This is a genomic window from Mesoterricola sp. MK458 (genome assembly GCF_055384935.1).
This window is the reverse complement of the sequence record NZ_AP045075.1, coordinates 1,248,508-1,268,845: the sequence shown is the minus strand read 5'-3', so window position 1 is coordinate 1,268,845 and position 20,338 is coordinate 1,248,508. Positions and strand designations below refer to the sequence as shown.

Here is a 20,338-nt window from a genome sequence, read left to right as displayed (position 1 = left end):
AGGCGCAGAGTTACGCCGAGGTGGCTTCGCGACCCATTGCGCCGACCCATGGCGCCCAGGCCCTGCCCGCTGGCGCGGGCCGCGTCGCAGGCGACGCGCGGCAGGGCGCGCAGGTCCTTCCGCATGCAAGCCTGCGGAAGGACCTGCGCACCCTGCCTTGGACGGGCCTGGGCTCATCGATCCGGATGGAATTCGGCGGCGTGGTTCCTTGGCGCCTGGAATCGTGGGTCATCGAACCGCATCGGCTGGAACACCACACGCTCCGAGACGTTGCGGCAGAGCCGAACGAGGTCCAGCCCGAAACCCCTCGAAACCCACAACGTCCAGCCCAGGCCCGTCCAAGGCAGGGGGCGCTGGCCCGCCACAGGCTCGCATGTGGAAGGGCCGGCGACCCCTGCCGCGCGTCGCCTGCGACGCGGCCCGCGTCAGCGGGCAGGGCCTGGGCGCAATGGGTCGGCGCCAAGGATGCGAAGCCACCTCGGCGTAACTCCGCGCCTCAGCGTCCTCAGCGTACAGGTTTTTTACCCGAAGCTACCGACGCCAAAAAATCCATCAAAGCCAATTCCACTATTCCCTCCCGGCCCCTAGATCATCGGCCGGACCCCCTCCCAGGTGGTCACAAGCCGGTCCGAGATGCCCCGGATGCGCTCCACCGCCTCCGCCACGTCCTCCAGGGCGAGATCGCGGTGTGTGATGAACCGCAGCGCCGCGCCCACCGGCAGGACCCGCACCCGGGCCTCCTCCAGGATGGCCTGGGCCGAAGGGGCGTCGGGCACCGGCACCAGCAGGATGTTGGTCTCGGGCGCCGGCACCTGGAAACCCATGGACCGCAGGCCGTCGGCCAGGAGCCGGGCCTTCTCGTGGTCCTCGGGGATCCGGGGCAGGTAGTCCAGGGCCTCCAGGCCCGCCGCGGCCATGGCGCCGCCCTGGCGCACCCCGCCGCCCAGCATCTTGCGCAGGCGCCGCGCACCTTCCACGGCCTCCCGGGTTCCGCACAGCACGGAGCCCATGGGCGCGCCCAGGCCCTTGCTGAGGCACACGCTCACCGTGTCGGCGCCCCAGGCCAGGTCCGCCAGCGACGCGTTGCAGGCCGCGGCGGCGTGCCAGAGGCGGGCGCCGTCCAGGTGGACCTTCAGGTCGCGTCCCTGGGCCTGTTCCACCAGGGCCCGGTGCTCGGCGGCCGATAGGCAGGTGCCCCCGGCGAAGTTGTGGGTGTTCTCCAGGCAGAGCAGGGTGGTGCGCAGCGTGTAGTAGGGACCGGGGGCGCCCGCGGCCTTCCATACCTGCATGGGGGTGATCCTGCCGGGGCCCCCCTCCCAGGGCAGGGCTTCGGGCATGCCCTGGGCGAGCCAAGCCGCGGTGCCCAGCTCCGAGCCCAGCACGTGGGCCTGGGCGGGGGCCAGGAAGCGCTCCCCCCGCTTGAGGTGGAGCATGAGGGCGATGGCGTTGGCCATGCAGCCGGTGGGGGTCCACAGGCCGGCCTCCTTGCCCAGGAGTTCCGCCACGCGCCGTTCCAGGCGGTCCATGGTGGGGTCGCGGTCGAGGACGTCGTCCCCCACCTCCGCCTCGGCCATGGCCTTTCGCATTCCGGGCGTGGGCCGGGTGACGGTGTCGGAGCGGAAATCAAGGGTTCTCATGTTCCCGATTGTAGCCCTTTTTTTTGCTACCCTGGACGCTACGGAGCCTCCATGACCCTTCTCATCGCGATCCTTCTGGGCCTCGTCCAGGGCCTCACCGAGTTCCTGCCGGTTTCCTCCACCGCCCACCTGACCCTCGCGGAGAACCTGCTCCTGCACCAGAGCATGCCCCTGGCCTTCGACGTGCTCCTCCACGTGGGGACCCTCCTGGCGCTGCTGGTGTACTTCCGCGCCGAAGTCCTCCAGATGGTCCGCGGCCTGCTGGGACGGGACCCCGAGGGGCTGCGCCTGGCGGGGTGGATCCTCCTGGCCATGGCGCCCACCGTGGTCTTCGGTTTCGCCACCCGCCACCTCAAGGAGACCGCCAAGGACCACCTCTGGATCTACGGCGTCTGCCTCCTGGTCACGGCGGCCCTGCTCTTCGCGGCCAACACCATGAGCGCGCGGAACGAGGACGCCCGCGGGCTGGAGGGGATGCGCCCCTGGGACGCCCTGGCCGTGGGCACCATCCAAGGCATCGGCGGCGGCTTCGGGCTCTCCCGCAGCGGCTCGACCATCGCCATGGGCGTGTTCCGGGGCCTGAAGCTGCCCTCGGCGACCCGCTTCAGCTTCCTGCTGGGCATGCCCACCATCCTGGGCGCCGCCGTCCTGGAAGGCTCCCGCATCCTCAAGCCCCTGCTCCTGCACCAGCCCCTGCCCGCCGAACTGGCCTTCCCCGCCGGCTCCATCAGCCCCGCCGTGGCCTGCGCCGTGGGCGTGGCCGTGTCGGCCGTGTCGGGCTACCTCGCCATCGGGCTCCTGGACCGGTTCACCCGCAAGCCGAAGCTCAACCCCTTCGCGTTCTACTGTCTTTGCGTCGGCGTGGCCCTGGTCATCCTGGGCACGGTGGGGACCAAGGGCTTCTTTTTCGCCCAGGGTGTTTCCCTCTAGTCAAGTTTGCTTGACAGAGCGTTCGGATGCCCCTAGATTGATGTCAAGTCGAGTTGACACTATCCGGGAGACCCATGGCACGGCTGGTCGTGCACAATCGAGTCCGCGAGTCGAGGCAGGGCCTCGGCATGACGCAGCAGGACCTGGCCGACGCGGTGGGGGTCTCCCGCCAGAGCATCAATTCCATCGAGCAGGGGAAGTACGTGCCCAGCCTGCCGCTGGCCCTGCACCTGGCCCGGGTCTTCGCCATGGCCACCGACGCCCTGTTCGAGCTTAAGGAGCATTGAGGATGTTCGACGAACGCATGATCCTCCACCGCTACAAGGCCACGAGCCACGCCGCCGTGGCCGGAAGCCTCGCCACGGCCTTCCTTTGCCTTCGCGCGCAGTACCGGGGCGAGGGCCTGCGCAAGGACCTCTTCGCCATCCTGTGCATCATGGCCGTGACCAAGGTCGCTGCCCTCGCCTATTACCGTTTGCGGGACTAGACTTGTTGAACTTTCACCCCTGAAACAGAAGGAGACGGCTTGATCCAGATCTCTGACATCTATAAGTCCTTCAATGTAAAGGACAAGAAATCGCGTTCCCGGATGCGGATCGAAGCGGTCCGGGGCATCTCGCTCACGGTGAAGCCGGGCGAGATCTACGGCCTCCTGGGTCCCAACGGCGCGGGCAAGTCCACCACCCTGCGCATGATCGCGGGCCTCATGCTCCCGGACGCCGGCACCATCCAGGTGTGCGGCATCGATTCCGCCAAGGAGCCCGAACGGGCCCGGAGCACCATCGGCTACCTCTCCACCGACCTCAGCGTCTACAACCGGTTCACGCCCAGGGAGCTCCTCAAGCTCTTCGGCGAGTTCCAGGGCGTGGACGCGGCCGTGGCCGAGCGCCGCGGCCTGCACCTCCTGGAGCGCCTGCACATGGCCGAGTTCGCCGACGTCAAGATGGAAGGCTTCTCCGGGGGCCAGAAGCAGAAGGTGTCCATCGCCCGGGCCCTGCTCCACGACCCGAAGGTGGTGATCTTCGACGAGCCCACCACGGGCCTGGACGTGCTCACGGCCAAGACCGTGCTCGACCTCCTGGGGATCATGAAGGCCGAGGGGCGCTCGGTCATCGTCTCCACCCACGTCATGCCCATGGTGGAAGCCATCTGTGACCGCGTGGGCATCATCTTCGAGGGGACCCTGCACGGGGACGCCTCACCCCGGGAGATCCTGGACCGGTGGAAGGTCCGGACCCTCGACGAAGTGTTCTTCCAACTGGTTGCCAACAAGGAAAGGGGCGTGGCATGAGGGGGGCTCTGCTGATCGTGAAAAAGGAGTTCATGGAGCTGTCCAAGGACCGCAAGACCATGTTCTTCACCTTCGTCATGCCCCTGGTGCTGTTCCCCCTGCTGTTCGGGATGATCGGCAAGCTGGGCAAGAGCGACAAGGCCGAGCGCACCGGGCGCCCCAGCCGGGTCTGCGTGGTGGACGACTCCGGCGCCCTCGCGGGCGTGCTGACCGCGAACCCCAAGGAGTTCCAGGTGGTGGAGCGGCCCTCCGGGGACCTCAAGCAGGCCATCCGCGACCAGAAGCTGGAAATGTCCCTGGAGATCGAGCCCCAGGCCGCCGACAAGCAGCGCCGGCAGGAGACCTGGTCGGTCAAGGCCGTCTACGACCGCAGCGACGAGTCCTCCACCCTCGCCCTGGACCGCCTCAAGAAGGCCGTGGCCAGCCGGGACAAGGTGGTGGTGCAGGAGCGCCTGAAGGCCATGGGCGCCTCGACGCAGCTCGCCGTTCCCACGCGCATCGAGCCCGACGACGCCGGCGGCACCAGCCGGGCCCTGGGCAAGGCCCTGGGTTCCTTCCTCCCCTACATGGTGATGATGATGATGTTCGCGGGCGCGATGCAGCACGGCATCTACGCCACCGCCGGCGAGAAGGAGCGGGGCACCCTACTCAGCCTCCTTTCCACCAGCATCCCCCGCAGCCAGATCATCATCGGCAAGCTCCTGTACGTCTTCTCCATCGGCATCATCGTGGCCATGATCAACCTGCTCAGCATGGCCTTCGCCGTGAGCCGGCTGGTGGGGTCCGAGGCGGCCGCGGCGGGGCAGGGGGCGCAGGCCATGCCGGGACTGAGCGCCCTGGCGTCGCCGGGGACCCTCGGGCTGACCTTCATCCTGATGATTCCCCTGGGTCTCTTCTTTGCGAACTTCATCATCCTGGCGGGCATCCAGGCCAAGAACACCGTCGAGGCCGGCACGGCCATCATGCCGGGCATGGTGGTGGTGATCTTCCTGGGGGTCTTCTCCATGGCGCCCGGCATCGAGAAGATGGCCTTCCTGCCCTACGTGCCCGTGGTGAACGTCAGCCTCGCCATCCGCAAACTGTTCAGCCAGCAAGCCAACTACTGGGAATACACGGTTGCGCTGCTCATGACCATCGGCCTGGCCTGCCTCATGACCTGGCTATCCACCCGCATGCTCAGGCGCGAATCGGCTATATTCAAGGTTTAGGGTATAGTTGAAATCCGTCGATCATTCCGAGGTATCAAGCATGGCCACAAAGCCCAAGACATCCGAAAGCCAGGCTCCCCTGAAGGACGCATCGCTGGACGGGTTGCTCGCCAAGGCACTGGAACAGTTCAACGCCGGCGCGCTCAAGGAGGCCTCCGCGGCCTTCGGGACCCTCATGGAGGAGGCCCTCAAGCGGGAGGAACTGCGGCTCAGCCGCACCGCCCAGGGTTACCTCAAGGCCATCCAGTCGCGCCTCGAGAACCTGGACGCCAGCCTCCCCCAGACCGCCGAACTGGCCGTGCAGGTGGAACTCAACCGGCACGCGCCGGAAGCGGCCCTGGCCCTGGTCGAGGAGGCCCTCAAGGCCCATCCCGGCCACGCCGGCCTGCACTACCTCAAGGCCCTGGCCCTGGCCCAGCTGGACCAGGCCCAGCCCGCCGCCGACGCCCTGAGCCAAGCCACGGAGCTGGATCCCGGCCTCATCTACCAGTTCCGTCTGGAAGCGGATTTCGACGGCGTGCGGCACAGCGCCCCCTTCGCCGTCTTCAACCGCGGCTGACGCACCCGTGGACGGCGGGAGGGGCCTCCACGCCGACCAGCCCCTGAAGGTCGTCGCCATCGGGGGCGGGACGGGCCTGGCCGCCCTGCTGCGGGCCCTGAAGCCCGAGGCGGGGCGCGCCCGGGACCCCTGGCGGCTCACGGGCATCGTGACCGTGTCCGACGACGGCGGCTCCAGCGGGCGCCTGCGGGACGAGCTGGGGGGGATCCCCCCGGGCGACCTGCGCAACTGCCTGTCGGCCCTCACCCGCGAGGAGTCGGTGCTCTCCGAGCTTCTCAACTACCGGTTCACGGGGGACGGCTCGCTGGCCGGGCATTCCCTGGGCAACCTGATGCTCCACGCCATGGCCGACCTCACCGGCGACTGGGTGCGCGCCATCCGGGCGCTTTCCAACGTCCTGGTGACCGTGGGGCGCCTCTACCCCTCCACGGTGGTGCCGGTGGTCCTCAAGGCCGAGGACATGGAAGGCCGGCGCTACACCGGCGAGACCAACGTGAACGCCTGCACGCCGCCCCTGGCGCGCTTCTGGGCCGAACCCCTGGACGCCGAGCCCCTGCCCGAGGCCATCCTGGCCATCCTCCAGGCCGACCTCATCCTCCTGGCCCCGGGCAGCCTCTACACCTCCACCATCGCCTCCCTCCTGGTGACCGAACTGCGGGAGGCGGTCTTCCGCACCGGCCACCCGGTGGTCTACGTGGCCAACCTCATGACCGAGCCCGGCGAGAGCTCCGGGCTGGACCTGGAGGCCCACCTCGCCGCCATCCAGTCCCACGCCCACCTGGCCGTGGCCGCCGTCATCGCCAACACCGCGCCCCTGCCGGACAACCTCCTGCGGCGCTACCGGCAGGAGGGCGGAACCCCCCTGGTCCCCGGCGCCCCGGTCCTCTGCGGGGTGCCGGTTTTCGCCTATGCCCTCCTGGATCCGGAGGCGGAGATGGTCAGGCACCACCCCGTGCTCCTCAACCGGGCCCTGCGGGAGGTCATCGCAACGTTGTAGCCACGGGCCCGAATACAGATACCATTGGGGTACCGGAGTCGAGGAATGGGCATAAAAGGCGATCTTTCCACCATGGGCCTGGAGGACATCCTCCAATGGCTGTCGGTGGGCAAGAAGACCGGCATCCTCGAACTCAAGGGCTTCCTCCACACCAAGCGCGTGGCCTTCTCCGACGGGCGCATCACCAGCGTGTGGTCCTCGGACCCGCGGGAGTACCTCGGCCAGTACCTCCTGGCCTACAACCGCATCACCGAGGAGCAGCTGCGCGAGGCCCTGGCCACCCAGGAGGACGAGAACCAGCTCCTGGGGCGCATCCTGGTGAACCGCCAGCTGGTCACCGAGGCCGAGATCCGCCGCATCGTCCAGCTCAAGGTGGAGGAGTCCGTCTACGACACCTTCCTCTGGGACACCGGCACCTTCGAGTTCCACGACGGCCAGCCTCCGCTGCAGAAATCCATGCTGCTCAGCCTGGAGGTGACCGGCATCGTCCTGGAAGGCGCCCGCAGGACCGACGAGTGGAAGCGCATCCGCAAGGTCATCAAGGGCGGGGACGCCGTGGTGGTGGGGGTCTCCGAGGCCATCGCCGAGATGCTCCCGCTGGCGCCCGAGGACGCCGACATCCTCACCCGCATGGACGGCCACAAGACCATCGACCAGCTCGTCATCGAGATGCGCGTGCCCGAATTCAAGGCCAACAAGCTCATCTTCGACCTGGCCGAGAAGGGGATGGTGCGCATCCTCCACCCGGGCGGCAAGCTCGGGGATCAGTCCAGCCTGCAGCTGCAGCGGGCCCGGCAGCTGGTGGAGCGCCAGAAGCTGCAGGAGGCCCAGGTGGAGCTCCGGAACCTCCTCGCCGAACAGCCCCGGCTCCAGGAGGCCACCCGCATGCTCCAGGTGGTCGAGCACATGATGGAGGAGAACACCATCGACGAGACGCTGGTGCCCGAACTGGCCGTGAGCATCGAGGAGCTCATGCAGGCCCAACTGGGGCCCAACGAGGCGTTCCTGGCCACCCGCGTGAACGCGGTGTGGAGCATCCACGACATCATCTCCATCTCCCCCTTTCCCCACGACGAGTGCCTGGCCATCTTTTCCAAGCTGCTCAAGCGTGGGATCCTGAAAGTGCAGAAATCACCTGGGGGCGCCCAGCCCGGCTACCGGCGCTAGGTCCCCCGAGCCCCGGAGGCCCTGTGCGAATGCCCAACCCCTGGTTCAACGCCATCCTGGCCCTGGCCCTGGCCGTGCCAGCCGCCGCCAAGCCCAAGCCCGCCCCCAAGGCCACCCCGGCCCAGGCCCAGATCCGGAAGCTCACCCAGGAGCGGGACGAGCTCAAGGAGCGCCTGGCGGCCACCGAAAGCATGCAGGAGGACCTCGCCGCCGCCCAGAAGAGCCGGGACCTGGCCCGCCAGGAGACCGAGGCCGTCAAGCGCCAGCTGGACCAGATCAAGGGCGCCCTCGCCGAGAACCAGGGCAGCTCGGACACCATCCTGAAGGAGCTCCAGAAGGCCAAGGACGACGCCGCCGCGGCCCAGGCCGCCAACGAGGCCCTGAAGGAGGAACTGGCCAAGGCCAACGAACGCAAGGCCGCCGACGCCGCCAAGACCGTGGTGCCCATCACCCCCGACATCACCCCCGCCAAGCCCATGAACCTCAACAAGGTCACCCCGTCCCCCCGCAAGGTCAGCGGCGTGGTCGTGGTGAACGTCCTCATCAGCGAGAACGGCGAGGTCCTGGACACGCGGCTCCTGCAGGGCCTGCCCGGGGAGGGCGAGTGGGTGCAGAAGGCCCACGAGGCCTGCCTGGAGGCCGCCCGGCGCATCGTCTTCGACCCGGCGAGGGGTGCGGACGGAACGACCCGGGTGCGGGTCTGGCAGGGCGTCGGCTTCAAGCTCGACTAGCCGGTAAGGTCCAGGAGGCAGGTTCGGGTCGGCCTAGCCTTCCCGCAGGGCCTCGGAAGGTGAAACCCTTGCGGCACGCATAGCCGGAAGAAAGGCCGCCGCCAGGGCCGCGCCCACCAGGGAGGCGAGGGAAACGACGGTGATCAGGATGGGTGGGTCGGGCCAGGTGCCCAGCACATCGCGGCCCACCCGTTCCAACAGGCCGCCTAGCAACACGCCCGCCACGCCCGCCAGGGAGGCCAACCGGAGGGTTTCTCCAAGGATCTGGCCAAGGATGGAAAGGGGTGTGGCACCCAGGGCCGAACGGACGCCGAACTCGGCTCGCCGGGCCGATACCGACGCGGCCATGATGCCGAACACGCCGCCTGTCGCCAGCAGAAGGGCCAGGCTCGCGAAGGCCCCGATGAAAGCCAGGGCCATTCGCTGGGGGCCCAACTGAGCCTTCAGAAGTTCCCGCATGGGCAGGTATCGGAAGAGGGCCTGGCCCGGCGCCGCTTCGCGAAGCAGGGCCTGCATCTGCTGCTCCGAGGGCGGAGGGCCCATCGATCGGAAGGCCACATGGAGATCCTGGTTCCACACGATGCTCGACTGGGCAAGGGGCACATAGAAAATGGGTGGGGCGACTTGTGCAGGGCCGAACTCGTGCACATCCGCCAGCAAGCCCACGATGCGGAAAGATTGCCCCAGGAGGCTGAGACGCCGGCCCACGACATCGTCGGTGCCGAAGGCCTGCTGGGCCAGCGTGCGGGTCACCAGCATCACCTTCTCGCCATCGGCGCTATCCGTGGGTTCCACATCGCGGCCCCGCAGCAGATGCAAACCCAAGGCACGGACCATGCCGGGCGTCAGGGCGCGGGCCTCGGGATCGACCTTCCGGCCATCGGGCAGGAGCGCGTTGAGGTCACTACGGAAACCACTCATGGGCAGTCCATTGCTGGCCCCTACGGCCTGTACGCCCGGAAGGGCGCCAAGCCGCTGCGTGATGGCCTGGGCCAACCGATTGCGCGCGGCCAGGGGCGTCCCCTTGCCGGGCTGGATCTGGAACGTCCAGACTCGATCCAGATCGAAGCCCGGGTTCGAAGCCATGAGGCGCCCCAGGCCGTGTTGCAGGGAGAGGGCCACGATGAGCAGCGTTCCGCCCAGCACCAGCTGCGTGCCCACCAGCACGCGCCGTGCCCGGCCGGGGCCGCCCAGGCGAGGGGAACGTCCGCCCGTTCGAAGGATGTTGGCGATTTGGTTGCCCGGTTGGGCCGCGAGGGCGCAGAGGGCCCCCAGGAGCGGGCCCAGCAAAGCCGCAGCCAGAACGGAAGGTCCATCGAGGGAAAGGCCTTCCAGGGCAAGGTCCGGGAAACTCCACGCGAGCACGTGTCCTGTGAGACCCAGACTGAGGTGGGTGAACAGCAGGCCTCCCAGTGCACCGATGAAGCCCAGCAGGGCGCCTTCCATCATCAGCATGTGGCGAAGATTCTCGGGTTGGGCCCCGAGGGCGCTGCGCACGGCCATCTCGTTGCGCCGGCCCAGGCCCCGGGTCAGAAGCAGCGAGGCAGCATTGTAGGCGGCCAACAGCAGCACCAGGAGCGTGGCGATGCGCAAGACGCGCAACACGCGAAGACCCTGGCCCAGCACCTCATCGATGTGGGGCGTGGCGTCGTAGCGCACCTGGTCGAGGATCTCCTTGGGGGCTTCTTGCGCGAAGATCTGGCGGATGCGCGCCGCCACCTGACCCATGGCCGCGCGGGCCTGGGCGAGGGTCGCACCGTCCTGTAGGCGGGCGACCACGCGCAGGAAGTGGGGGCCGTGGTTATCGCGCCGTTCGGGCGTCCACTGGAAAGGGCGGAACAGGTCCGTTCCGTGCGTCGTGTGGAACCCTGCGGGGAGGATGCCGATCACCTGGGCGCTCTCGCCGTTCACCGTGATGCTGTGTCCCACCAGGCTGGGATCCGCGCCGAAGTGATCTCGCCAGGTTCTGTGGGACATCATCACGGTGGGCGGGGCTCCCGGTTCATCATCGGCGGGATGGAAGGCGCGGCCCAGGGCGGGCCGGATCTCCAGCACATCAAAGAAATCGCCGGTCACGCGGTCGAGGCGCACGCGAACGGGCATCTCCAGTCCCAGGTTTGCGTTGGTGGGTTCCCAGGCCGCCACCCCTTTGAACGTGCCGGGAAATCCCCGCATCAACTGAAGGTCGCCCGTGGAGGGCGTGCCGTGCTGATCGGGCATGGAGGCCATGCCGTTGAAGAGGCTGACCAAGCGATCAGGCCTGGGCGCCGGCAGGCTCCGGATCATGAGGCTGCGGTGGAGGGCCATCATCCAGGCGAAGCCGCCAATGCCCAATCCCAGCAGGATCAGGGCCGGCAGGGCCGTGCGCGGATCACGCAAGAGGGATTTGAGTAGGGAACGAAGGCGCATGGGGAATCCTGGTCGGTTCTCTTGAATTTCGCTGATTTTCAATTAATGAGCTAAAGTTATGCCATTTTATAACACTCAATAATTGTACGATTTACGGTAGACGGCGCACGATTCAATCGTCCCATTCATGGGACTACCTGTCCCGGAAAGGAGAACATCCTGGACCCACTGCGAACGTCGGATCCGCCTGGTGGCTACCGGTTCAAAATCGAGACAGGTGGCATGACCCGGCAGGGACGGGCGATCGGGAACTCGGCACCGTTCAGTTCAAAGCCTTCCTTCGGTTCCTTCCTTCGGCACCTGGCCGTCCAGATGGAAATAGCCCAGGACCCGGAGCCCCAGCCGCTTCCTGCGGCGGCCCCGGCCCACCAGGCGCAGGCCGGCCTTCTCGGCCAGCCGGATGGAGGCCGTGTTCTCCTCCCGCACCAGGTACCAGAGGGTCCGCCCGCCGTACCGCCGCAGGATCTCCGCCAGGGCCAGGAGCCCGAGCCCCCGGCCCCGCAGGGCCGGGTGGGTCCAGAGGCCCGCGATCTGCAGGTCCCGGGCGGCCATGAACGGGAACCGGAAATGGGCGGGGAACAGGCAGGCGCGGTGCACCAGGAGGCTGCCCTGGGAGATCAGCAGGACGCTGAAGTCCCGGTTGGCGAACAGGTGCAGGAGGTGGAGGAGGCTGAGGGCCAGGAAGGGCAGGGCCGGCAGGGCCGGGTGCAGGAGCTGGCGCCAGGAGGGCCGCCAGAACTGCAGGCGGAACCCGTCCGCCGGCGGCGCTGGCGGCACTTCGCCCGCCTGGTAATAGCGGTAGATGGTGGGGGAGTCGGACATGTTCCAGGCATCGGCCGGGAACCCCGTTCATTAAAATCCGGCGAGGCGGTTAATCCACCTTGCAGGTGACATCCCCGTTGGCCCACGCCTGGCACCCCAGCCGCTGGCTGGGGGCGGCCTTGAGCACCTTGAGGATGCGGGCTTCGCTGGCGCCCACGGGCGAAAGGTGCTCGGCGCCCTCCTCCACCGTGACCAGGCAGGTGCCGCACCGGGCGTGGCCCCCGCAGGTGTGCGTCAGGGGCACCTCCCCGCGGGCCGCGGCGGCCAGGATGGAAAGTTCGCGCTCCAGGTCGATTTCGACCGTCTGCCTGCCTCTTAACGTGACCTTGAACATGGGGCTCCGGAGCATGGGAAAAGGCAGGGGTAAGACTGTGCCTGTGCAATTCTAGGCTGTGGACCGAGGCGGGGGAAGACCGCATGTTCCACCCGCGCGCGGCCGGAGGGGGAGCCCCGGCGCCGGCCGTTCCCTTGACGGAATCTTAACGTGCGGCCGCGCAACGTTAACGCCGAATTGACGGTGGTTCCCGCACGCTGGTGCAGGAGGGATCCATGTCAGCCATTCAGATCGTCGCGGCGGCCCTGACCCTTGGGCTTCTCATCTACCTGGGCATCGCCCTTCTCCTTCCGGAGCGCTTCCAATGACGGCCAACAGCATCATCCAGTTCGCCTTGTTCCTGGGGATCCTCCTCCTGGTCTCCAAACCCCTGGGCGATTACATGGGCCGGGTGCTGGACCGGGAGTCCACGTTCCTGGATCCCGTGGCGGGCCCGCTGGAGCGCGGCATCTACCGCCTGGCGGGGATCGCCCCCGACGCGCGCATGGACTGGAAGCAGTACGCCGGGGCGGTGATCGTGTTCAGCCTCCTGGGCCTCCTGTTCCTCTTCGGGCTCCAACTGGTCCAGCACCGGCTGCCCTTCAACCCCCAGCACCAGCCCGCGGTGCCCTGGGGGGTGGCCCTGAACACGGCGGTGAGCTTCGTCACCAACACCAACTGGCAGGCCTACGGCGGCGAATCAACCATGAGCCACCTCACCCAGATGCTGGGGCTCACGGTGCAGAATTTCCTTTCCGCCGCCAAGGGCATCGCGGTGCTGGCGGCCCTCGCCCGTGGCATCCGGCGCCGGAAGGCGACCTTCCTGGGCAACTTCTGGGTGGACCTCACCCGCATCACCCTCTACATCCTTCTCCCCCTTTCCATCATCTTCGCCCTGTTCCTCATCAGCCAGGGCGTGGTGCAGACCCTCGGCCCGAACCCGGTGGCGCACTTCCTTACGCCGGTGGCGGGCGCCGACGGCAAGCCGGTGCTGGACCAGGTGATCGCCGTGGGCCCCGTGGCCTCGCAGGAGGCCATCAAACTCCTCGGCACCAACGGCGGGGGCTTCTTCAACGCCAACTCCGCCCACCCCTTCGAGAATCCCACGGCCCTCACGAGCCTGGCCCAGGTGCTGGCCATCCTGCTCATCCCCGCCGGCCTCTGCCACGCCTTCGGGCGCATGGTGCGGGACCGGCGCCAGGGCTGGGCCATCCTCTCGGCCATGACGGTGATCTTCGTGGTGGCCCTGGGCGCCCTGCACCTGGCCGAGCAGAAGGGGAACGCCGCCTTCCGCTCCCTGCCCGTGGCGCAGGCCGCCGTTGCAACGCCGGGCCTTGAGCAGTCCGGCGGAAACATGGAGGGCAAGGAGGTGCGCTTCGGCATCACCGGCTCCACGCTGTTCGCCACGGCCACGACGGCCACTTCCTGCGGGGCGGTCAACGGCATGCACGACTCGTTCACGGCCCTGGGGGGCATGGTTCCCATCCTCCTCATGGACCTGGGCGAGGTGGCCTTCGGCGGTGTGGGCTCCGGGCTATACACCATGCTCATCTTCGCGATCATCGCGGTGTTCATCGCCGGGCTCATGGTGGGCCGGACCCCGGAGTACCTGGGCAAGAAGATCGAGGCCTTCGAGACCAAGATGGCCTCCCTGGTGATCCTCATCCCCGCCGCCTCGGTGCTGGTGTGCACGGCCCTGGCGGTCACCCTCCCCGCGGCCGTGGCCAGCCTGTCGAACCCCGGTCCCCACGGCTTCAGCCAGGCCCTCTACGCCTTCAGCAGCGCCTCCAACAACAACGGCAGCGCCTTCGGGGGACTCAACGCCAACACGAACTTCTTCAACCTGGCCACGGGCATCGCCATGCTCCTGGGCCGGTACGGCACCATCCTGCCCGTGCTGGCCGTGGCCGGCTCCCTGGCGAAGAAGAAGCGCACCCCGCCGGGGGCTGGGACCCTGCCCACCCACACGCCGCTCTTCGTGGCCCTCCTGGTGGCCGTGGTGCTCCTGGTCGGCGCCCTGACCTTCATCCCCGCCCTGGCGCTCGGCCCCGTCGCCGAGCACCTTTCCCTGCTCTAGGTGATACCCATGCGCACCTCCACTTCCTTCGGGGAACTCCAGCCCAGACCGCTGTTCGAACCTGCCATCGTCAAACACGCGGCCCTGGCCGCCTTCGCCAAACTCAACCCCGTCCACCAGCTCAAGAACCCCGTGATGTTCACCGTGTGGGTGGGCAGCGCCTTCACCCTCGCGCTCTGGGTCCAGGCCTTCCAGGGCAGGGGGGACGCCCCGGCCGGGTTCATCCTGGCCATCTCCCTCTGGCTCTGGTTCACCCTGCTCTTCGCCAACTTCGCCGAGGCCATGGCCGAAGGCCGGGGCAAGGCCCAGGCCGACAGCCTGCGCAAGGCCAAGCGCGACGTCACCGCCAAGCTGCTCAAGGAGCCGAAGTACGGCGCCCCCTGGGAGAGCGTGGGGGCGTCCTTCCTGCGCGTCGGCATGGCCGTGCTGGTGGAGGCGGGCGACACGATCCCCGGCGACGGCGAGGTGATCGAGGGCGTGGCCTCGGTGAACGAGGCGGCCATCACCGGCGAATCGGCCCCCGTGATCCGCGAATCAGGCGGAGACCGCTCCGCCGTCACCGGCGGCACCCAGGTGCTTTCGGACTGGCTGGTGGTGCGCATCGCCTCCAATCCCGGCGACACGTTCCTGGACCGCATGATCGCAATGGTGGAGGGCGCAAAGCGCAGGAAGACTCCCAACGAGATCGCCCTGGACATCCTTCTGGCCGCGCTGACCCTCATCTTCCTGCTGGCCACCGCCACGCTGTTGCCCTATTCGGTATACAGCGTCAAGGCCGCGGGACAGGGCAGCCCCGTGGCCCTCACGGTCCTCGTGGCCCTTCTGGTGTGCCTGATCCCCACCACCATCGGCGGGCTGCTCAGCGCCATCGGCATCGCCGGCATGGACCGCATGGTGCAGGCCAACGTCATCGCCACCTCGGGCCGCGCGGTGGAAGCCGCGGGCGACGTGGACGTGCTGCTCCTGGACAAGACCGGCACCATCACCTTGGGCAACCGCCAGGCCGTGGCGTTCGTGCCCGCCGAAGGCGTCGACGCCCAGGCGCTGGCCGACGCCGCGCAGCTGAGCAGCCTCGCCGACGAGACCCCGGAGGGCCGCAGCATCGTGGTGCTGGCCAAGGAGCTGCACGGCCTGCGGGAGCGCGACATCCACGCCCTGGCCGCGCGGTTCATCCCCTTTTCCGCCCAGACCCGCATGAGCGGCGTGGTGCTGGAAGGCCGGGAGATCCGCAAGGGGGCCGCGGGCGCCATCGAGGCCTGGGTCCTGGAATCCGGAGGCGGGTTCCCCGAATCCCTGCGCGCCGAGGTGGACCGCATCGCCCGCGCGGGCGGAACGCCGCTCCTGGTGGCCGAGGCCGAAGGCGCCCGGGCCCGCGCCCTGGGGGTCGTCCACCTCAAGGACATCGTCAAGGGCGGCATCCGGGAACGCTTCGCCGAGCTGCGGGGGATGGGCATCCGCACCGTCATGATCACCGGCGACAACCCCCTCACCGCCGCGGCCATCGCCGCCGAGGCCGGGGTGGACGACTTCCTGGCCCAGGCCACCCCCGAGGCCAAGCTCAAGCTCATCCGCGACTACCAGGCCGGGGGGCGCCTGGTGGCCATGACCGGCGACGGCACCAACGACGCGCCGGCCCTGGCCCAGGCCGACGTGGCCGTGGCCATGAACACCGGAACCCAGGCCGCCAAGGAGGCCGGAAACATGGTGGACCTGGACTCCAACCCCACCAAGCTCATCGAGATCGTGCGCATCGGCAAGCAGATGCTCATGACCCGGGGCTCCCTGGCCACCTTCAGCATCGCCAACGACGTGGCCAAGTACTTCGCCATCATCCCCGCCGCCTTCGCCGTCACCTACCCCCGGCTGGGGATCCTCAACGTCATGGGGCTCCACAGCCCCGGCAGCGCCATCCTCTCGGCGGTGATCTTCAACGCCCTGGTCATCGTCGTGCTGATCCCCCTGGCCCTGCGGGGCGTGGCCTACCGTCCCCTGGGCGCGGCCGCCGTGCTCCGGCGCAACCTCCTGGTGTACGGCGCCGGCGGCCTCGTGGCGCCCTTCTTCGGCATCAAGCTCATCGATCTCGCGCTCGTCGCAGCCCGTCTGGTCTGAGGTCCGCCATGTCCATCCTCCGCCCCGCCCTCGTCGTCACCGGATCCCTGATCCTTCTCACCGGCCTGGCCTACCCCCTCGCCCTCACCGGGATCGGCCAGGCCGCGTTCCCCTTCCAGGCCCGGGGCAGCCTCGTCGTCAAGGACGGCCGGGTGCTGGGAAGCCGCCTCCTGGGCCAGCACACCGAGGACCCCGCCTTCTTCTGGGGCCGCCTGTCGGCGGCGGCCTTTCCCACCGACGCGGCCCATTCCGCCGGTTCCAACCTCGCACCGTCCAACCCGGCCCTGAAGGATGCGGCGCAGCGGCGCATCCAGGCGCTGCTCCGGGCCGACCCCGGCAACGGGGCGCCGGTGCCCGTGGACCTGGTCACGGCCTCGGGGAGCGGCCTGGATCCCCACATCAGCCCCGCCGCCGCAGAGTACCAGGTGCGGCGCGTGGCCCGGGTCCGGGGGCTGCCCGAGGCCGAGGTGAGAGCCCTTGTGGCCCGGGCCACGTCGGGACGCTTCCTGGGCCTGGTGGGGGAACCCCGGGTGGATGTGCTGGCGGTGAACCTCGCCCTGGAGGAGGCGAGGCCGTGATGGCGGCCCTCCTCCTTCCCCTGGCGCTGGCCGTCGGAACGGCGGGAACCCGGACCTGGATGCAGGAGCGGCGTTCCCTCCCCGGAACGCGGGACCGGAGCCTGTGGCTTCTCCCTGTCTTCGCGTGGCTGCCCCTCGTATGCTGGATCCTGAGCTGGTTCGTGACGCAGGACTGAGATGACTCCACCCGGAACGCCCCGATGGACGTGGTTCGCCGCGGCGGCCGCGGTGGCCGCCACCACCGCGGCGGGCTTCGTCGTGAACCGCTACCTGCAACTGGCGGACCTGGTGGTGCTCTACATGCTGTGCATCACCGTGGTGGCCACCCGGTTCGAGAAGGGCCCGGCCTTCCTGGCCACGGCCCTGTGTGTGGGCTGCCTGGACTACTTCTTCATCCGGCCCTTCTACACTTTCTCGGTGCACGACACGCGGTACCTGGGCACCTTCGGCATGATGCTGGGCGTGGGCTGGATCGTGGGGAACCTCGCCGGGCGCATCCGCACCCAGGCCCGGGAGGCCGGGGAGCGGGAACGGCACACCACGGCCCTCTATCGCCTGGGGGGCATCCTGGCCGAAGGGGGCGACGCCCCGGCCATCCAGGAGCGGGTGGAGGCCTACCTGGGCCAGGAACTGGGGGTGCGGGTGCTGATCCTCCTCCCGGGCCCGGATGGCGCGCTCCTGCCGCGGGCGGGGCTGAACGCGGACGAGCTGGGCGTGGCCCAGTGGGCCCTGGCCAACCGCCAGGCCTCGGGCGCCGGCACCCCCAACCTCCCGGGCGCGCGGGCCCTGTTCCTGCCCATGGGCAGCCCCCGCCTCGCCGAGGGCGTCCTGGCCGTTTTCCCCCCCGCCGCCGCCGGGCGCGACCTGCTGGAGGGGATGGCGGCCCAGGTGTCCCTGGCCCTGGGACGGGCGCGCCTGGTGTCGGAGCGGGCCGAGGCCCGCATCCGCGCGGAGCAGGAGCACCTTCGCAGCATCCTCCTCAGCTCCATCTCCCACGACCTGCGCACGCCGCTGGGCACCATCACCGGCGCTTCCAGCACTCTGCTGGACCCCGGCCCGGAGGCCACCGCCGGGGACCGGCGCATGCTGCTGGCCACCATCCACCAGGAGTCCCGGCGCCTGGAGAAGCTCGTGGACAACCTCCTGGACCTCACCCGGCTGGAGACGGGCCAGGTGCAGGTGCGCAAGGAATGGGTTCCGGCGGAGGAGATCGTGGGCTCGGCATTGAATCGCCTGGAGGGCCAACTGGAGGGCCGCGAAGTGTCCCTGGACCTGCGGGACGCCTGGATCCCCCTGGATCCGGTGCTCATGGAGCAGGTGCTCGTGAACCTCCTGGACAACGCCCTCAAGTTCAGCCCCCCCGGCTCCCCCCTGGAACTCGAATGCTGGACCGACGGGGACACGGCGACCCTGACGCTCACCGACCACGGCCCCGGCCTGGAACCCGGCGAGGAGGAACGGATCTTCGAGAAGCTGTACCGGGGAAGCCGCTCGGCCTCGGCCCCGGGGGCCGGCCTGGGCCTGGCCATCTGCCGGGGCATCGTGCAGGCCCACGGCGGCTCCATCACCGCCCGGAGCACGCCCCGGGGGGGCACCCGCGCCGTAGTCACCCTGCCCCTGGAGGGCCGGCCTCCCACCCTGGACGACTGCCCATGACCGCCGACCATCCCCTCATCCTCGTCATCGAAGACGAGCCCCCCCTAAGGCGCTACCTGCGGGCCACCCTGCAGTCCTTCGGCTACCGGGTGGAGGAGGCCGCCACCGGGGCCGAAGGCAGAGGCATGGCCGCGCGCCTGAACCCCGACGTGGTGCTCCTGGACCTGGGCCTGCCCGACATGGACGGCCTGGACCTGGCCCGCGAGCTGCGCGGCTGGAGCCGGGTGCCCATCATCATCGTCAGCGCCCGGGGCAAGGAGGAGGACAAGATCCAGGCCCTGGACGTCGGGGCCGACGACTACCTCACCAAGCCCTTCGGCTCGGGCGAGCTGCTCGCGCGGATCCGCGTGGCCCTGCGCCACGCCGCCGAGGCCGCGGGCGCCGCCCCGGAGCCGGTGGTCGAACTGGGCCCCCTCCGGGTGGACTTCCCCAGCCGCGAGGTCACCGTGGACGGCGTCGAGGTGCACCTCTCCCCCAACGAGTTCGCGCTTCTGGCCGTCCTGGCTCGGCACGCCGGCAAGGTCCTCACCCACCGCCAGCTGCTCCACGAGGTGTGGGGCGGCGTGGCCTCGGCCCAGCCCACGTACCTCCGGGTCTACATGGCCAACCTGCGGAAGAAGCTGGAGCCCGATCCCGCCCGGCCGCGGCTCCTGCTCACGGAGCCGGGCGTGGGCTACCGCCTGAAGGGCTGAGCCGTCAGGAGTCCCGGCGGTAGATGATGACGCCCATCTCGTTCACCAGGTTCTGGGTCTCGGCAAGGATGCCGTCCTTGAGGAACCGGTCCTCCAGTTGGGGCTTCTTGGCGTCGTCGTTCACGTAGAATCCCCCGCGACCCAGGATGACGGCGTACACGTGCCCTCCCTTCCACATCGAGGCCGCGACGGGGTGGAGGAGCGCCTGCTTTACGATCCTGGCGTTATGGAGGGTCTCGTCCACCTTGTAGATGGGAATGTGCAGGTAGCTCGTGAAGGCCAGGTCCAGCCTGGGCGTCATGTGCGTGATGCTGATGATGGAAGTATTCGGAACCTGGACCGGGTAGTTGAACCAGGAGAGCTCCTGGTCGGTGCCTCCGGGATTCCGGGTGATGTGGCTGACGAAGGCATCCAGGGTCTTCGGGCCCTGGAAGTCGAAGCCAACGGCTTTCTTCGACGGGGACAGGGTCAGGTCGAACCGATGGTCCTTGTAGTTCAAGGGGGTCCCGTTCTTGAGGTACCTCACCCGCAGCTTGATATCGAACGAATGGTCCAACCCGAGCACCTTGAGGATGCCCTTCAGGGTGTCGATCTCGTATCCGCCCGTGCCCTGGGAGGCCGTCGCGAATTCCGCCAGCTTCGGGTGGTGCCGGAACGCGTCGATCAGGGCGCGCATCGGGTCGGGGGCGTCCGCGGGGCGCTTGTCGCCCAGGCGGATGTGGTTGAGGGTGAAGCGGAGCTGCCGGCGGACCCCGGCCATGACCGCGTCGTCCCCGGGATGGTCGACCAGCGTGGGGTCCACCTCCCGGATCGTGGCCAGCAGCTTGATGGCCGTATTGAGGAAGCAGGAGGCCCCGGCGTTGGTCAGCCCCGGCCAGTGCTCCACCTGGTCGATGTTGAACGGCGCCACGTCAACCAGCGGGTCGAAGGGTTTGAGGCTGACCTGGAAGACCGCGCTGGATACCACGCGCCCCCCCTTGGCGTACACGACGACCTGTCCGGTCTTCGCCTGTTCTGGAACCGTCACGGTGATCTTGCGGTCCCCGGTCGCCACGAGGGCGGCCGAAACGCCGCCGATCTCCACCCGGAGCGGGCCCGCGAAGTGGGTTCCCTTGATCAGGACCACATCCCCGGGCCGGCCCGATTCGGGCGACACGTCCGT

Annotated in this window: 21 protein-coding genes; 16 read left to right on the top strand and 5 right to left on the bottom strand. The window is 68.9% G+C overall.

The features are described 5' to 3' along the window. Positions 1-584: 584 nt before the first annotated feature. Positions 585-1,637 (bottom strand): threonine aldolase family protein, encoded by a 1,053-nt coding sequence (locus tag ACZ5LB_RS05450; RefSeq protein WP_464605148.1) that lies wholly within the window; start codon positions 1,635-1,637, stop codon positions 585-587. 51 nt (positions 1,638-1,688) lie between these two features. Between ACZ5LB_RS05450 and ACZ5LB_RS05445 the strand changes: the two genes are divergently transcribed. From ACZ5LB_RS05445 to ACZ5LB_RS05405, 9 genes are all read left to right on the top strand, one after another. Beyond that, positions 1,689-2,567, top strand: coding sequence for an undecaprenyl-diphosphate phosphatase (locus ACZ5LB_RS05445; RefSeq protein ID WP_464605146.1), 879 nt, complete (start codon positions 1,689-1,691; stop codon positions 2,565-2,567). Between the two features lie 89 nt (positions 2,568-2,656). Further along, positions 2,657-2,854 carry a helix-turn-helix transcriptional regulator gene (locus tag ACZ5LB_RS05440; RefSeq protein ID WP_464606289.1) on the top strand — a complete coding sequence of 66 codons (198 nt, stop codon included), beginning with the start codon at positions 2,657-2,659 and terminating at the stop codon, positions 2,852-2,854. Positions 2,855-2,856: 2 nt separating this feature from the next. Further along, a complete protein-coding gene (locus ACZ5LB_RS05435; RefSeq protein ID WP_464605144.1) occupies positions 2,857-3,054 on the top strand; it encodes a hypothetical protein in 198 nt (65 codons plus the stop codon). Positions 3,055-3,093: 39 nt separating this feature from the next. Beyond that, on the top strand, positions 3,094-3,858 hold the full coding sequence (locus ACZ5LB_RS05430) for an ABC transporter ATP-binding protein (RefSeq protein WP_464605142.1): 765 nt from the start codon (positions 3,094-3,096) through the stop codon (positions 3,856-3,858). Next, a complete protein-coding gene (locus ACZ5LB_RS05425) occupies positions 3,855-5,066 on the top strand; it encodes an ABC transporter permease (RefSeq protein WP_464605140.1) in 1,212 nt (403 codons plus the stop codon). The genes ACZ5LB_RS05430 and ACZ5LB_RS05425 overlap by 4 nt, the downstream gene beginning before the upstream one ends. A gap of 40 nt (positions 5,067-5,106) precedes the next feature. Then, positions 5,107-5,625 (top strand): hypothetical protein, encoded by a 519-nt coding sequence (locus tag ACZ5LB_RS05420; protein ID WP_464605138.1) that lies wholly within the window; start codon positions 5,107-5,109, stop codon positions 5,623-5,625. A 7-nt stretch (positions 5,626-5,632) separates the two neighbouring features. Continuing rightward, positions 5,633-6,622 (top strand): gluconeogenesis factor YvcK family protein, encoded by a 990-nt coding sequence (locus tag ACZ5LB_RS05415; protein WP_464605136.1) that lies wholly within the window; start codon positions 5,633-5,635, stop codon positions 6,620-6,622. 45 nt (positions 6,623-6,667) lie between these two features. Further along, on the top strand, positions 6,668-7,789 hold the full coding sequence (locus ACZ5LB_RS05410; protein WP_464605135.1) for a DUF4388 domain-containing protein: 1,122 nt from the start codon (positions 6,668-6,670) through the stop codon (positions 7,787-7,789). Positions 7,790-7,818: 29 nt separating this feature from the next. Further along, positions 7,819-8,520, top strand: a complete 702-nt coding sequence (locus tag ACZ5LB_RS05405; RefSeq protein ID WP_464605133.1) for a hypothetical protein — start codon at positions 7,819-7,821, stop codon at positions 8,518-8,520. Positions 8,521-8,553: 33 nt separating this feature from the next. Here ACZ5LB_RS05405 and ACZ5LB_RS05400 read toward each other — a convergent pair whose 3' ends face one another. The 3 genes from ACZ5LB_RS05400 to ACZ5LB_RS05390 all read right to left on the bottom strand — a co-directional run bounded on the left by ACZ5LB_RS05400 (position 8,554) and on the right by ACZ5LB_RS05390 (position 12,085). Beyond that, positions 8,554-10,929, bottom strand: a complete 2,376-nt coding sequence (locus ACZ5LB_RS05400) for an ABC transporter permease (protein WP_464605132.1) — start codon at positions 10,927-10,929, stop codon at positions 8,554-8,556. Between the two features lie 267 nt (positions 10,930-11,196). Beyond that, the gene (locus ACZ5LB_RS05395) at positions 11,197-11,751 is read right to left on the bottom strand and encodes a GNAT family N-acetyltransferase (RefSeq protein WP_464605131.1); all 555 of its coding nucleotides are present in this window, start codon (positions 11,749-11,751) and stop codon (positions 11,197-11,199) included. A gap of 49 nt (positions 11,752-11,800) precedes the next feature. Next, positions 11,801-12,085, bottom strand: a complete 285-nt coding sequence (locus ACZ5LB_RS05390; RefSeq protein ID WP_464605129.1) for a 2Fe-2S iron-sulfur cluster-binding protein — start codon at positions 12,083-12,085, stop codon at positions 11,801-11,803. A gap of 215 nt (positions 12,086-12,300) precedes the next feature. Between ACZ5LB_RS05390 and ACZ5LB_RS05385 the strand changes: the two genes are divergently transcribed. Genes ACZ5LB_RS05385 through ACZ5LB_RS05355 form a run of 7 tightly spaced genes read left to right on the top strand, consistent with a single transcriptional unit; the run spans position 12,301 to position 19,176 of the window. After that, on the top strand, positions 12,301-12,393 hold the full coding sequence (locus ACZ5LB_RS05385) for a potassium-transporting ATPase subunit F (RefSeq protein WP_464605128.1): 93 nt from the start codon (positions 12,301-12,303) through the stop codon (positions 12,391-12,393). Continuing rightward, a complete protein-coding gene (gene kdpA / locus ACZ5LB_RS05380) occupies positions 12,390-14,141 on the top strand; it encodes a potassium-transporting ATPase subunit KdpA (protein WP_464605126.1) in 1,752 nt (583 codons plus the stop codon). The genes ACZ5LB_RS05385 and kdpA overlap by 4 nt, the downstream gene beginning before the upstream one ends. A gap of 9 nt (positions 14,142-14,150) precedes the next feature. Beyond that, positions 14,151-16,250, top strand: a complete 2,100-nt coding sequence (gene kdpB / locus ACZ5LB_RS05375) for a potassium-transporting ATPase subunit KdpB (RefSeq protein WP_464605125.1) — start codon at positions 14,151-14,153, stop codon at positions 16,248-16,250. An 8-nt stretch (positions 16,251-16,258) separates the two neighbouring features. Then, a complete protein-coding gene (kdpC, locus tag ACZ5LB_RS05370; protein ID WP_464605123.1) occupies positions 16,259-16,828 on the top strand; it encodes a potassium-transporting ATPase subunit KdpC in 570 nt (189 codons plus the stop codon). Further along, a complete protein-coding gene (locus ACZ5LB_RS05365; protein WP_464605121.1) occupies positions 16,828-17,004 on the top strand; it encodes a hypothetical protein in 177 nt (58 codons plus the stop codon). Before kdpC ends, ACZ5LB_RS05365 begins: the two co-directional genes overlap by 1 nt. A gap of 1 nt (position 17,005) precedes the next feature. Continuing rightward, positions 17,006-18,484 (top strand): ATP-binding protein, encoded by a 1,479-nt coding sequence (locus ACZ5LB_RS05360; RefSeq protein WP_464605120.1) that lies wholly within the window; start codon positions 17,006-17,008, stop codon positions 18,482-18,484. Next, positions 18,481-19,176 carry a response regulator gene (locus ACZ5LB_RS05355; protein ID WP_464605118.1) on the top strand — a complete coding sequence of 232 codons (696 nt, stop codon included), beginning with the start codon at positions 18,481-18,483 and terminating at the stop codon, positions 19,174-19,176. Before ACZ5LB_RS05360 ends, ACZ5LB_RS05355 begins: the two co-directional genes overlap by 4 nt. 4 nt (positions 19,177-19,180) lie before the next feature. On the opposite strand, the gene ACZ5LB_RS05350 is transcribed toward ACZ5LB_RS05355, so the two are convergent. Further along, positions 19,181-20,302, bottom strand: coding sequence for a hypothetical protein (locus ACZ5LB_RS05350; protein ID WP_464605116.1), 1,122 nt, complete (start codon positions 20,300-20,302; stop codon positions 19,181-19,183). Between the last annotated feature and the right edge of the window lie 36 nt (positions 20,303-20,338).

What these genes read in the sequence shown, in the direction of transcription:
- ACZ5LB_RS05400 (WP_464605132.1), bottom strand. Translation starts at nt 10,929, where the DNA reads ATGCGCCTTCGTTCCCTACTCAAATCCCTCTTGCGTGATCCGCGCACG.
- ACZ5LB_RS05355 (WP_464605118.1), top strand. Translation starts at nt 18,481, where the DNA reads ATGACCGCCGACCATCCCCTCATCCTCGTCATCGAAGACGAGCCCCCC.
- ACZ5LB_RS05450 (WP_464605148.1), bottom strand. Translation starts at nt 1,637, where the DNA reads ATGAGAACCCTTGATTTCCGCTCCGACACCGTCACCCGGCCCACGCCC.
- ACZ5LB_RS05410 (WP_464605135.1), top strand. Translation starts at nt 6,668, where the DNA reads ATGGGCATAAAAGGCGATCTTTCCACCATGGGCCTGGAGGACATCCTC.
- ACZ5LB_RS05425 (WP_464605140.1), top strand. Translation starts at nt 3,855, where the DNA reads ATGAGGGGGGCTCTGCTGATCGTGAAAAAGGAGTTCATGGAGCTGTCC.
- ACZ5LB_RS05390 (WP_464605129.1), bottom strand. Translation starts at nt 12,085, where the DNA reads ATGTTCAAGGTCACGTTAAGAGGCAGGCAGACGGTCGAAATCGACCTG.
- kdpB (WP_464605125.1), top strand. Translation starts at nt 14,151, where the DNA reads ATGCGCACCTCCACTTCCTTCGGGGAACTCCAGCCCAGACCGCTGTTC.
- ACZ5LB_RS05385 (WP_464605128.1), top strand. Translation starts at nt 12,301, where the DNA reads ATGTCAGCCATTCAGATCGTCGCGGCGGCCCTGACCCTTGGGCTTCTC.
- ACZ5LB_RS05405 (WP_464605133.1), top strand. Translation starts at nt 7,819, where the DNA reads ATGCCCAACCCCTGGTTCAACGCCATCCTGGCCCTGGCCCTGGCCGTG.
- ACZ5LB_RS05395 (WP_464605131.1), bottom strand. Translation starts at nt 11,751, where the DNA reads ATGTCCGACTCCCCCACCATCTACCGCTATTACCAGGCGGGCGAAGTG.
- ACZ5LB_RS05420 (WP_464605138.1), top strand. Translation starts at nt 5,107, where the DNA reads ATGGCCACAAAGCCCAAGACATCCGAAAGCCAGGCTCCCCTGAAGGAC.
- ACZ5LB_RS05365 (WP_464605121.1), top strand. Translation starts at nt 16,828, where the DNA reads ATGGCGGCCCTCCTCCTTCCCCTGGCGCTGGCCGTCGGAACGGCGGGA.
- kdpC (WP_464605123.1), top strand. Translation starts at nt 16,259, where the DNA reads ATGTCCATCCTCCGCCCCGCCCTCGTCGTCACCGGATCCCTGATCCTT.
- ACZ5LB_RS05445 (WP_464605146.1), top strand. Translation starts at nt 1,689, where the DNA reads ATGACCCTTCTCATCGCGATCCTTCTGGGCCTCGTCCAGGGCCTCACC.
- ACZ5LB_RS05435 (WP_464605144.1), top strand. Translation starts at nt 2,857, where the DNA reads ATGTTCGACGAACGCATGATCCTCCACCGCTACAAGGCCACGAGCCAC.
- kdpA (WP_464605126.1), top strand. Translation starts at nt 12,390, where the DNA reads ATGACGGCCAACAGCATCATCCAGTTCGCCTTGTTCCTGGGGATCCTC.
- ACZ5LB_RS05360 (WP_464605120.1), top strand. Translation starts at nt 17,006, where the DNA reads ATGACTCCACCCGGAACGCCCCGATGGACGTGGTTCGCCGCGGCGGCC.